Raw genomic sequence first — 12254 nt, 5'->3', positions numbered from 1 at the left:
CTTGTCAGCATAAAATAGCGACTTATGAATCTTCTTGAACCTATTGCCATTCGCGATTTGGAAATCAAAAATCGCGTCTGGCTCGCGCCGATGTGCCAATACCAAGTGGACACGCTCGACGGGACGCCGAACCTGTGGCATCTCATGCACTATGGTGCTCGTGCTGCGGGAGGGTTCGGCCTCATCATTGCAGAGGCGACTGCCATCGCGCCGGAAGGCAGGATCAGCAACCGTGACGCGGGAATCTGGTCCCCAGAGCACATTCTCAAGTGGCACCCGATCGTTTCCTTTGCTCACGAACAAGGCAGCAAAATGGCGCTCCAGATCGGGCATGCCGGCCGGAAAGCATCCACTTACCCTGCTCTTCCTGGATTTCCGGCGGGAACCATGCCGCCAGCAGAAGGCGGCTGGGAAACACTCGCCCCTAGCGCGATTGCAATGGAGGGGCTGGAGACGCCACGGGAAATGACCCATGAGGAGATCCTCGGGCTGCCTCAGCAGTTTGCCGCCGCTGCTCGCCATGCAGTGGCGGCGGGGTTCGATGCCGTAGAGATTCATGCCGCCCATGGCTATCTCTTGCATCAGTTCCTCTCTCCGCTGTCCAACACCAGGATCGATGACTTCGGCGGCACCTTTGCCAACCGCACGCGCTTGCTTCTCGACGTCATCGCTGCCGTCCGCGATTCGATCCCAGAAGGCATGCCGCTTTTGGTTCGGGTCTCTGCTACGGATTGGATGTCTGACCAGGCCTCTTGGGACCTCTCCCAAACGATTGAGCTGACCAAGCTCTTGCAGCAGGCCGGCGTTGATGTACTTTCCGTGAGCAGTGGTGGTCTGGTGCCAGCGGAGATCCCAGTGGCACCTGGCTATCAGACGGAGTTGGCAGCCAAGATCCGCGCCGCAACGGGGATCATCACCGCAGGTGCGGGGCTGATTACTGAGCCGCAGCAGGCTGAGGACTACTTGCAGAACGGTGATGTGGATGCGGTACTGATTGGGCGCGCCGCACTGCGAGACCCGAATTGGCCACTGCGAGCGGCTCATGAACTGGGGGCTTCAGCGGAAGAGATTGGATATCCCGCTAGCTACGCCCGCGGGGCCTGGCGCTAAGCGAAGTTCCTCGCGTGATGTTTCACGTGAAACATCACTTCTGGACGCTGAGTTGAGTCCCTTCGGCGGAGAGCTTCGCAGGCATGAGGGCACCCCGTGAAGGTCCGGAGATCGGGCTGCCATCTTCCAGTTTGAACACCGAGTTGTGCTTGGTGCAGATGGCAGTTCCCTCGTGGAACTTTTCAATCAGGGCGCCCTGGTGTGGGCATGTGGCGCTGTAGGCGCGGTAAGAACCTGCGGTGGGCTGGGCGATGATGAAACCGTCTATCTCGATCGCACTTCCGACCGGGACATCGCTCGCGGCAATTCCTTCGACTTTGCCTTTGCCTTGGCCGCAGGCAGCGAGCACGGCGCCAGCGAAGGTCGTGGCAGTGGCAACGAGGAACATCCGACGATTACAAGAAAAGGAACCCTGGGAGTCAGTCATACCTCTAAGTATGCTCTCTCCCAGGGCTCTGCGGCCAATAGCGAGTGTGGGTTAGGTGATGGCGCGCTTAGCGGCAAAGACCCACGCTAGAACGAAGGATACTGCCCCTACCACGAGCAATACGATCCAGGCAGGCCAGGCCGAGGTGTCATCGGTGTGGATGGAGTGGCCGAATGCGGAGCTCTCTAGCAGCCACTGTGGTGCCTTAAACAGCGGAGCGATGATAGTGACAGTTCCGGAGTACATCACCGGAAGCCAGGCCACCCAGGATCGCTGTGGCCACAGTCCGATCAAAAGAGCTGTGAGACCTGCTAGCGCCAGCATGGGTGCCACTTGGGAGGCGTTGGCAGACGCTGCAAGCTGCCACATTTCTTCAGGATGCTTCGACACTGCTAGCACCCCGAGGATGCTACCGAATACTGTGGCGAGGATGATCTTCAGGATGAACGCAATACTGCTGGCCGCCTGCAATTGCATGGGTAGCTCGCGCTTGATGCCTCTGGAGCGTAGAAGGTCCACGTGGCGATCCCGCTCCTCCGCCCGGATCTTCAGGACGCTGGCTACGGCCGCTACTCCCAACATGATCCCAAGAAAGTCTGCCATGTAGACCAAGAATGCGGCTTCGAGGTCAGCGTCCCCGAACATATCTTTGAAGATCTTCCCTGTGGTTTCGTCCTCGCCGAGCATGTCATTGGCGGAGGAACTAAGACTGGTCATAAAGGCGGCTAGGGTGAAGCCTGTGATAACCCAGGTGTAGTGGAAGCCTTGATCCAAAATGCGCCTGAGTTTCCAGCCGGATTCAATTTGGCGTTGTTTGGGGGCGTGATTTTCTCTCACGGGGAGAATGCCCATGCCGAAGACTCGGTCCCGCTCCCCCAGGAGCCATAGGACGGCAATAGTGGCAGTGACAATTGCGACTGTGAGGAGCACCCACCAGCGGTCTTCAGTAAAGGGCCGCACGAGACCAAACCAGCCTAAGGGGGTGATCCAGTTGAAGAAGTCCAAGCCTTTGATGTCAGCAAAAGCACGCGACATGAAGCCCGCCCCGACTGTGAGCATCCCAACTCGAGCCAGTGAGTGTTCAGAGGCCAATAGCAGGCTGAGGGCGCCGCTGAGTACACCAGTACCAAGAGCCGCCAGGCCAACAGCCGTACCGTAGGCGAAGGCGCCAGAGGTGGAAATTTCTCCATAGTAGGACCCCAACGCCAGCAAGACCGCCGTGATTCCGGCGCCCAAAGTGAAGGCGACTCCGCCGAGCAGCAGCAGCGTGCCCCCTGCGATATCGAGCTTTCGAATGCCGGTGGCGCGGGGAAGCTCACCGAGGCTGGATCCCTCGGCTCGACGGTAACAGCGGAAAGTGAGTAGGACCATCATCACGCAACTGAGAATGACTATCCAACCGGCGCCTTCCCATGCCATGAGCTGTCCGAGCGTGCCGGGGCTGTAGAGCTTGCCATACATGGCGCGCATGCCGAGGCTAAGTTGCATGCCTTGAATTAGTCCAGCTCGAGATTCCAAGCTGGGATAGTAGCTGTAATAGGCGGGAAGGAACATTGCAGGTATTGACCATAATGGGAGAAGCCATGCAAGTAGGAATGTTCGATTGAGTCGGAGTTGGATTCGGGCATACTTTAAGGCGTTCACTTCACTACCTCATTGTCCGCGTAGTGCTTGAGGAAGGTCTCCTCCAAGCTGGCCGTGGTGACGGAGATGTTGCTCGCCCCCTGGCGCAGCAGCTGCTCGAGGAGGCTACCGACTTGGCTCTCGGGGAGGGTTTCTACGATGTGCCTGCCGCTGACTGTTGCGGAGACTCGGTGGCCGGCGAGTTCGCGTAAAGTCTCGATTTTGCCGGATTCCACTGCCCTACCCTGTTTAATCACAGTGACGTAATCGCAGAGGGCTTCCACCTCACTGAGAATGTGGCTAGATAGCAATACTGCAGCCCCTCGATCGTGTTCCAAACGGAGCTGATTTTGAAATTCCCGTTCCATGAGCGGATCCAAGCCAGCGGTTGGTTCATCGAGGATGAGCAACTCGGCGTCGATACTGAGCGCCGCCACCAACAAGACCTTGCGCCGGTTGCCGGTGGAGTAGCTCTTGGCTCGCTTGGTGGGGTCGAGGTCGAAGGCGTCGATAAGCTCGGCCTCCCTGCTGCGGTTGCTCGGTATCCCGCGGAGACTCTCCAGCGCGCGGAAAGTCTCGGCACCGGTGAGGCCGGGCCAGAGCGTGACGTCGCCGGGCACATAGCCCACCCGCTTGAGTACCTCGGGGTGAGCGCGCGGGTCCTCCCCTAGCACACTCACGGATCCTGACTTCGGGTGGAGCAGGCCGAGGAGGGTGCGGATCGTGGTCGACTTTCCGGAGCCGTTAGGTCCGAGGAAGCCGTGAATGCTGCCCTTATCGACGGCCATTGAAAGGCCATCCAAGGCACGGAAATTTCCGAATTCCACAGTCAGGTCTGTGATGTTAATGGTGTCCACTATGTCCTCCTAGATAGGTGTCTATGAACTTGCTGATGTAAAGCTTTTGATTGGGGTGCGGGTATGCCAAAGTGAGTAGTTGGAAGGCGCCGGGTACGGCGAAGAAACGCTCGAAGATCTCTGGCATATCCTGTGGTTTGAATCCGGACTCACGGATGTGCTCGGCCATCATCGCGTCGATCTCCTGCTCTGCTTCCTCCGGGGACATGCTGCTTATCGAGTGAAAGGAGCGGAACATTCGCAGCGCGACTTCGATGTACTCGTCTGAGGGCTGCTCTAGCCAGAGGTATTCCAAGCTGTCCAGGAACCCGAGGTGTGAGAGCACTTCCACCATCCGCTGTTCGCGGTGGATTACTTTGCGCAGCTCCGGGGATTCTTCGCGCGCTAGCAATTTCACGTAGAAGTTGGTTACCCGTTGTGGAAGTGGGATTGCGCTCGGGGCCACAGCGTTCGAGCGCTCAAGGAGTTCATCGATTCGCTGTCGCTGTTGCTGCAGCACGGCGATTTGCTCGTCGATTGCGGTCTTAGTGGCCGCTAGCTCTTCGTGGATGTTGACCGAAGTAGGTTCGATCAGTTTGCGGACTTGTGCCAGGGAGAGGCCGGAATCGTCCAGATGCCGGATCCTCGTTAGCCGCACTAAATGCTCAAAGGTGTATTCTCGCGGAGTGCCGCGTGGGATCGGCAGCAGTCCGACCTGGTGATAGTGCCGAACAGTACGGACTGTGGTGCCAACGGTGGTAGCCAATTCTTTGATTCGCACATCCCTATTACATGCTGTGACGTTACGTCACTGTCAAGGGTTAGATGCGGATGGTTTCACGTGAAACCACGGCAAGGGGCGTCGAAAAGCAAGCAAAGTGCAGCCCGCTTATCGACGCCCCAGGCGCTAGCGGCTTTCCGTGGCAGCCTTCAGCTCGCGCGCGAAGGCAGCCATCTCAAGTAGCAGTTCTTCGCCCTCATAGTGCTCGATGAGCTTGACCAGCGCAGAGCCGACGATAGCCCCGTTGGCGCCGGATTCGATCGCAGCGCGCACGTGCTCCGGTGTGGATATGCCGAATCCGAGCAGCACAGGTGTGGTTGCGTTGGCCACCACATCAGACAGCGATGCCATGGAAGCTTCGCGTTCGGTGCCCGTCACCCCGTTGCGGGACACCGCGTAAATGTACCCCTCGGAGTGCTCCGCCACCATTGTGAGCGTCGCTAGGCTGGAGTGTGGCGGGGCGATGAATACTTGCTGCACGCCGTGGCGCCGCGCCGCTTTCCGGAAGAGTCGCGATTCACGAACTGGTACGTCGGGAATCAGGACGGAATCCGCGCCGGCTGCTGCTACCGCGCCGTAAAATTCGTCGAATCCCAAGGAAAAGGCCACGTTGCCATAGACCAAGAGCCCGATCGGCAGCGCTGGGTACTTGGCCCGGATCTGTGCGATCAGGTCAAGCGCCGCGTGCACATCAGTTGCGCTGGCACGCAGGTGGGAACGTTGAATGGTCGGCCCGTCCGCAACCGGATCCGAAAACGGGATGCCAAGCTCGAGCGCATCCGCACCGGCCGCGATGAGGGTATCGATGATCTTGAGACACTCAGCAGGCCCGGGGTCGCCCAGCATGACAAAGGGAACAAACTTGCCGCCGGGCTGGGCGAAGAGTTGTGCGTAGCGGTCCATTAGTTGGCCTCCAAGGTGCGCTTGACGTGATCGATGTCCTTGTCGCCGCGACCGGAGAGCGAGACGAGGATTGTGGTGGGCTCAGTAGCGCTCTCTGCACGCTTCAGGGCGTACGCGAGGGCGTGGGCGGACTCCAGGGCCGGGATGATGCCCTCCTGCTGTGCAAGCAGCTGGAAGGCGGCCAGGGCTTCGGCATCGGTGATGCCAACGTAGGTGGCCCGCCCGGTGGCATGCAGGTGGGCATGCTGCGGTCCCACACCCGGGTAGTCGAGCCCGGCGGAAATCGAGTAGGACTCCTCCACTTGGCCCGAAGCGGTGCGCATCAGGTAGGAGCGAGCGCCATGTAAGATGCCAATGTTGCCGGCGTTGATCGTGGCGCCGTGTTTGCCGGAGTCCAGGCCTTCGCCTGCCGGTTCAACGCCGATCAGCTCCACCTCTGGGCAATCGATGAAATCCGCAAAGATGCCGATGGCATTAGAACCGCCACCCACGGCCGCTACCACCATATCCGGCAGCCCACCGATCTTCTCTTGCAGTTGCGCTTTCGCCTCGGTGGAAATCACTCGGTGGAATTCACGCACGATGGTGGGGAACGGGTGGGGGCCGGCTGCGGTACCGAGCAGGTAGTGCGATTCGTTGAAGGTGGCGGTCCAATCTCGCAGTGCCTCGTTGACTGCATCCTTGAGAGTGCCGGAGCCGGTGTCTACCGGGATGACGCGAGCTCCCATGAGCTCCATGCGGTACACATTAGGCTGCTGGCGGGCCACATCGTGCGCACCCATGTAGACATCGCATTCGAGGCCCAGCAACGCACAGGCCAGTGCCGTGGCGGTGCCGTGCTGCCCGGCACCCGTTTCTGCGATGATCCGGGTTTTGCCCATGCGCTTGGCAAGCAACGCTTGCCCCAACACCTGGTTGGTCTTGTGGGCGCCGCCATGCACCAGGTCCTCGCGTTTCAAGAAGATCCGCGCGTTTTCGGTGCCGAGGTTACGGCATTCATAGAGCGGGGTGGGGCGGCCCAAGTAGTCCCGCAACAGTCCATTGAGCTCCGTGTGGAATTCAGGGTCACTCTGGGCTGTCACGAAGGCCGCTTCGAGTTGGTCGAGGGCTGGGATGAGCACCTCGGGCACGTATTGCCCGCCGAACTCACCGAAATATGCTGGCAAAATCACTGGTGCTCCTTGATGGTGTGGAAGGCCGCGACTAAGGCTGCCGCGTCCTTATGGCCCGGTTCGAATTCGAAACCGGAATTGAGATCGAGGCCCGCTGCTTCGACCTGCAGCGCTGCGACGAGGTTGCCGGGAGTTAATCCGCCGGCGAGGAGAGACTTGGACTTGACCTCTGCCGGGATTGCGGACCAGTCGAAGGTCCGCCCCGTGCCTCCGCTCCCGGTATCGAGTACGAGCTTATCGACGTCCCCAGCCAAGGCCAGCGCAAGCATTGGGCCGGCTTCTTGGGTCATATCGATGGCGCGCCACACCTGGAGTCCGGTGGCCCGGGCCTGGGCGATCATCTCTCGTTCTTCGGCTAGCGTGCCATTGGTGCTGTGCAGCTGAACAGCGCTAAATCCGGTGGGATCGAAGTCGAGCGTGCGGCTAACGGCAACATAGTGCAGTCCGGGCTCCGCAGCCATGATGCTCTCCACTGTTTCACGTGAAACATTGCGCGGGGAATCCGCTACCTGAATCACACCGCCATAGCGGGCGCCTGCAGCGAAGGCCGCCTGAGCGTCCTCCGGCCGGGTGAGGCCACAGACCTTGTGCTCGCCATAGACAAGCGCTCGGACCGCGTCCTCGACGTCAGAGCTACCGGAGAGATGAGATCCCACCAAGAAGCCGTCCAGGAAACCCATGGCACGGATCGTCGCGTTCGAGCGGATGCCGGACTCCCCTATCACTACGGAGGCATCGAGCAAGGGGGCAAGACGTGCCGAGCGGCCGAGATCAATACTGAGATCAGAGAGATCGCGGTGGTTGATCCCCACGATGCGGGCGCCCAGTTCATTAGCGCGCTGCGCTTCTGATTCGGAGACCACCTCGGTGAGGACATCGAGTCCCAAGTCGGCAGCTGCGGTTGCGAGTGCACGGTACTCGGCGTCGTTAAGCACAGAGAGCATCAGCAGCACCGCGTCCGCGCCGAAGTAGCGAGCGGCGCGGATCTGGACCTCATCGACGATGAAGTCTTTGCACAGCACCGGTAAGTGGGTCGACGCAGCTACAGCAGCCAAGTGGGCGTAGTCGCCATGAAACCACTCCGGTTCGCACAACACGGAAATGCCTGCGGCATAGCGCGAGTACACCTCAGCGAGTTCGCGCGGCCGGTAGTCTCCGCGGATCTGCCCGAGCGAGGGGGATGCGGACTTGCACTCCATGATGAACTGCGGGCCCGGCTGCGCCAGCGCCTCCTCTAGCGAGCGGGTGGATGGGATGAGCACTTTACCTGCCACTAGCTGCGCTATTGCAGCCATATGTGTCCGCCGCTGGGCAACGATGTCATCGAGAACCATAATCCGCCTCCTCGTGGCGAGCGAGCCAATTCTGAACCGTACCGTCTCGCAGCAGCTCCAGCGCCTGCTCTGTGCCTGCTTTCAGGCTGTCCGCCTTACCGGCAAGATAGAACATGGCGCCGGCATTTGCGGCGATCGCATCCCGGTGTGCCCGGGGCGCTGCATTGGCAAAGACCTTGCGCAGGTGACGGGCGTTTTCCTTCCCATTGCCGCCGGCCAGATCAGAGAGCGCATGCGTGCCGACGCCCAACTCTTCCGGCGTCACCGTGTAGTCGCGGATCTCGCCGTCGGCTAGCTCCCACACGCGGGTCGGCCCGTGGACGGCGATCTCGTCGGTGCCGGCACCGTGCACGACCAGCGCGCGACGACGTCCCAGTTCACGCATCGTTTGGACGATGAGTTCACCCTGCTCTGGCCGGGCGACACCCATGAGCTGCAGCTCCGGACGCGCGGGACTGAGCAAGGGCCCCATCGTGTTGAAGAGCGTGGAAACCTTCAGCGCGCGTCGGACATGCTGGACGTGTGCGACAGCCGGGTTATAAGCAGGGGCGAAAAGGAAGGTGAAATTCGCATGACGGAACTGGTTGACTGCGCGTTCCACGTCGAGGTCGAGCGGAATGTTGAGCGCTTCCAACACGTCCGCGGACCCAGACTTCGAGGAGACGGAACGGTTGCCGTGCTTAATCAGCGTGCAGCCGCCGGCCGCTGCCAGGAGGGAGGCGCCGGTGGTGATGTTGATGGTGTTGGCACCGTCTCCGCCGGTGCCCGCGGTGTCCAAGATCCCCTCCCCCGTGATCGGGAATGGCCGACCGGCGTGCAGGAATGCGAGGGCTGCACCGGTGACATCTGCCAGCGTCTCGCCGCGGGTACGGATGGTGGCAAGCAAGGCGGCGATATGCACGTCCTCGTATTCGCCGATGGTCAGCGGTTCGAAGACGGCGCGTGCCTCTTCGACGGTGGGATGGGGGTTGTCAAGGAATTCGTATAGTTTCACGTGAAACACTCCAAACAGAATTCGAGGAGCTGCTGCCCGTTGGGCGTCAGGATGGATTCGGGGTGGAATTGCAGGCCGATCATTGAATGTTCAGTAGAGCGGGCGGCCATGACGATGCCCTGACATTCCGCGAGCAGCTCAAGACCCGCGGGCAAAGTGGTGCAACCCAGCGAGTGATAGCGGGCCACGGATTGGCCGTCGAAAAGCGGGTGCGTTGAGGTGAGGGTGTCCCGGAAGCCGTGCACCGGACCGACCTCGTGGACGTGGCCGCCGAAATGCTCCAGGATCGCTTGGAAGCCGAGGCAGATACCCACGATGGGGACCTTGCCTTTAAATTCCTGGATGATCGGCTCCATGTTGGGTCGCCCGGGTCCCGGCGAGAGCACGATGACGCTGGGCCGCAATGCGCGGAGCTGTTCCAGGGTGACAGTATTTCGGACGACGGTGGCATCGCCGATGGCGTCGACAAGGTTGTACGTGAAGGAATCGAAGTTGTCGATGAGAACAATCACTGCAACGCCTCCACTACTGCGCGCGCCTTGTGCCTAGTCTCAGCTGCCTCGCTGGCGGGCACACTGTCACGTACTACGCCCGCGCCTGCCTGCACAACGGCGAGGCCATCGCGGACGAAGGCAGAGCGAATGACGATGCAGGTATCCATCGCGCCCCGATGCAGGTAACCGACCGCGCCGCCGTAGCTGCCGCGCCGCTCCCCCTCCAAGTCACGGATCAGCTCAGTGGCACGAATCTTCGGTGCCCCCGTCAGAGTGCCCATGTTCATGCAGGCCCGGTAGGCATCGAGTGCATCCAAGTCTGGAGCCAAAGTTCCGGTCACTTGGGACACCAAGTGCATGACTCGGGAGTACTTATCTACGTCCATTAGTTTCGTCACTTGACGATTAGTGCAGACACGGGCGAGATCATTGCGAGCCAGGTCCACAAGCATCGTGTGCTCCGCGATCTCCTTGGCATCGGTGCGCAAGAGTAACTCCAGCCGGGTGTCTTGTTCCGGCGAATCAGCGCGCGGTTGGGTACCAGCGATCGGATACAGCTCGATCTCACGGGACACCGGATCATACTTCAGTGAAGACTCCGGACTGGCGCCGAAAAGCTGGTAATCCTCCCCTTCCAGATAGAACAGATAGGGACTCGGGTTGGAGTCCTTGAGCCTGAGATAAGCCGCGAAGGCATCGCCGCAGGGACGGTAGAAAGCGCGGGAGGGTACGGCCTGGTAGATGTCACCGGCATGGATATGCTCTTGGAGCTGCCGCGTCCACTCCTCGAAAAGCTCATCGCTCACCGCGTCGGGTACCGTTTCGGCCGGCGGATTGTTCTCCGGGTTGCTTTCCGGCGGGATGTGGCCCCGAATCTCTGCTCGCTGCGTGGCGTGGTTAATGTGCAGCGACGTCTCCGCCACCAGGAACTCGAAGTCGGGGAAAGTGTTGTGGCCCTCCTGTACCCGCGGGAGATCCTCGAAGGTTTCCAGATAATCGAATGCGAAACCGCCGATCAGCAGCTCGCTATCCTCTAAGAGCTTCAGTGGCAGCAGCGAACTGGGTTCGCGGAGGCGGTCACGCTCATCGAGCGCTGTCGAACGCGGGAAAGTGTACTTCCCGTCGCGGCCGTAGGCACGCAGTTGCTGATCCAACAGCTGCAGGATTTCCGCTCCGCCTGCGCTGAGCGCCACCACGGTGACGGTGTCCCCGATACAGGTCAACTTGGCTTTAGCTCGGAGGATCGCAAGCGACTTGAGCGGGCGCTTGTGCAGGTCAGCAGATTCGAGGAGCGCGGTATGCGGCCCGCGGTAGCGCGCGTAGATTGCGGCCGCATCCTCGTAGGGGATGGTTGACACAGTCATGAGAGCTTCGCAATTGCTTCGTCGACCCCACTGCCTTCCAGAATCGTCCGGACGTAGTCCACATCCTTATCGCCACGACCGGAAAGGTTCACCAGAATATTCACTGGTTCGGTAGCCTGTTCCGCCAGTTGCAGGGCGTAGGCCAAGGCGTGGGAGGACTCGAGAGCCGGGATGATGCCCTCCTTGCGTGCGAGCAGTTGCAGTGCCTCAAGCGCTTGGGTGTCGGTAACGCCCACATACTGTGCGCGTCCGGTCTCCAGCAGATGGGCATGCTCTGGTCCCACCCCCGGGTAGTCCAGTCCGGCGGAGATCGAGTGGGAAACACCGACGCTGCCATCCTCGTGGAGCATGGCGTAGGACCGAGAACCATGCAAGATGCCGATGGTCCCCCGGCACAGCGGAGCGCCGTGACGCGGAGTGTCTAGCCCTTCACCTGCGGGTTCCACACCGACGAGCTGAACATCAGCATCTTCTAGGTACTCGGCAAAAGCGCCGATGGCGTTGGAGCCGCCGCCCACGGCTGCAACCACCACGTCTGGCAAAGCTCCGGTGTGTTCCAGCATCTGTGGCTTCGACTCACGTGAGATGACAGCCTGGAATTCTTTCACGATGGTTGGGAATGGGTGTGGGCCGGCGGCGGTGCCAAGCAAGTAGTGCGTGGTCTCGTAGGAATCGACCCAGTCCTGCAACGCGACGTCGATGGCGTTGCCCAGGCCATTACCCTCCTCTTCGGCCACGGGAACTACTTCCGCGCCCATGAGCTTCATGCGGTACACGTTCGGCTGCTGCCTGGCGATGTCTTTGGCGCCCATGTAGATGGTGCAGTCCATTCCAAACAGGGCCGCCACCATCGCCGTCGCGGTGCCGTGTTGCCCTGCCCCGGTTTCCGCAATCAGTCGGGTTTTGCCTAGGCGCTGTGCCAACAAGGCCTGCGCAACCACCTGGTTACCCTTGTGTGCGCCACCGTGCACCAAGTCTTCCCGCTTGAGATAAATCTTGGCATTCTCAGTACCCAGGTTGCGGCACAGCGTCACCGGGGTCGGCCGCCCAAGATAGTTCTGATAAAGATCCGCTAGTTCTTCATGGAAGCTCGGATCCGCCATGGCATCGACATAGGCTTGTTCCAGCTCATCGAGTACTGGGAGGAGGCTCTCGGGAACGTACTGGCCGCCGAACTGTCCGAAGTACGCTGGAAGAAGGGTGTTTCGCATTGTTG

Annotated in this window: 12 protein-coding genes; 1 reads left to right on the top strand and 11 read right to left on the bottom strand. The window is 60.6% G+C overall.

Translation table 11 applies throughout. The features are described 5' to 3' along the window. The first annotated feature begins 24 nt into the window (after positions 1 to 24). Positions 25 to 1110, top strand: coding sequence for an NADH:flavin oxidoreductase/NADH oxidase (locus tag WG936_RS09520; RefSeq protein ID WP_339564798.1), 1086 nt, complete (start codon positions 25 to 27; stop codon positions 1108 to 1110). Between the two features lie 34 nt (positions 1111 to 1144). Here the strand turns inward: WG936_RS09520 and WG936_RS09515 are convergent, their stop codons facing one another. The 11 genes from WG936_RS09515 to trpB (WG936_RS09465) all read right to left on the bottom strand — a co-directional run bounded on the left by WG936_RS09515 (position 1145) and on the right by trpB (WG936_RS09465) (position 12249). Further along, positions 1145 to 1498 (bottom strand): Rieske (2Fe-2S) protein, encoded by a 354-nt coding sequence (locus WG936_RS09515; protein WP_339564887.1) that lies wholly within the window; start codon positions 1496 to 1498, stop codon positions 1145 to 1147. A gap of 90 nt (positions 1499 to 1588) precedes the next feature. Then, complete coding sequence (locus WG936_RS09510; RefSeq protein ID WP_339572780.1) at positions 1589 to 3025, bottom strand: hypothetical protein; 1437 nt, start codon at positions 3023 to 3025, stop codon at positions 1589 to 1591. A gap of 152 nt (positions 3026 to 3177) precedes the next feature. After that, positions 3178 to 4020, bottom strand: a complete 843-nt coding sequence (locus WG936_RS09505) for an ABC transporter ATP-binding protein (RefSeq protein ID WP_445227810.1) — start codon at positions 4018 to 4020, stop codon at positions 3178 to 3180. Continuing rightward, on the bottom strand, positions 4004 to 4777 hold the full coding sequence (locus WG936_RS09500; protein WP_339572779.1) for a MerR family transcriptional regulator: 774 nt from the start codon (positions 4775 to 4777) through the stop codon (positions 4004 to 4006). Before WG936_RS09500 ends, WG936_RS09505 begins: the two co-directional genes overlap by 17 nt. Before the next feature lie 126 nt (positions 4778 to 4903). Beyond that, complete coding sequence (gene trpA / locus WG936_RS09495) at positions 4904 to 5680, bottom strand: tryptophan synthase subunit alpha (RefSeq protein ID WP_339572778.1); 777 nt, start codon at positions 5678 to 5680, stop codon at positions 4904 to 4906. Then, entirely contained in the window at positions 5680 to 6852 is a 1173-nt protein-coding gene (gene trpB / locus WG936_RS09490) for a tryptophan synthase subunit beta (RefSeq protein WP_339564803.1), read from the bottom strand. Before trpB (WG936_RS09490) ends, trpA begins: the two co-directional genes overlap by 1 nt. Beyond that, positions 6849 to 8186 (bottom strand): bifunctional indole-3-glycerol-phosphate synthase TrpC/phosphoribosylanthranilate isomerase TrpF, encoded by a 1338-nt coding sequence (gene trpCF / locus WG936_RS09485; RefSeq protein WP_339572777.1) that lies wholly within the window; start codon positions 8184 to 8186, stop codon positions 6849 to 6851. Before trpCF ends, trpB (WG936_RS09490) begins: the two co-directional genes overlap by 4 nt. After that, entirely contained in the window at positions 8173 to 9180 is a 1008-nt protein-coding gene (gene trpD / locus WG936_RS09480; protein ID WP_339572776.1) for an anthranilate phosphoribosyltransferase, read from the bottom strand. The genes trpCF and trpD overlap by 14 nt, the downstream gene beginning before the upstream one ends. Next, positions 9177 to 9692, bottom strand: a complete 516-nt coding sequence (locus tag WG936_RS09475; protein ID WP_339564806.1) for an anthranilate synthase component II — start codon at positions 9690 to 9692, stop codon at positions 9177 to 9179. The genes trpD and WG936_RS09475 overlap by 4 nt, the downstream gene beginning before the upstream one ends. Beyond that, on the bottom strand, positions 9689 to 11038 hold the full coding sequence (locus WG936_RS09470; protein WP_339572775.1) for a chorismate-binding protein: 1350 nt from the start codon (positions 11036 to 11038) through the stop codon (positions 9689 to 9691). The genes WG936_RS09475 and WG936_RS09470 overlap by 4 nt, the downstream gene beginning before the upstream one ends. Beyond that, on the bottom strand, positions 11035 to 12249 hold the full coding sequence (trpB, locus tag WG936_RS09465; protein ID WP_339564808.1) for a tryptophan synthase subunit beta: 1215 nt from the start codon (positions 12247 to 12249) through the stop codon (positions 11035 to 11037). The genes WG936_RS09470 and trpB (WG936_RS09465) overlap by 4 nt, the downstream gene beginning before the upstream one ends. Between the last annotated feature and the right edge of the window lie 5 nt (positions 12250 to 12254).

This window comes from Corynebacterium sp. H127 (assembly GCF_037482665.1).
GTDB lineage: Bacteria > Actinomycetota > Actinomycetes > Mycobacteriales > Mycobacteriaceae > Corynebacterium.
This window is presented reverse-complemented; position numbering and strand designations above follow the sequence as displayed.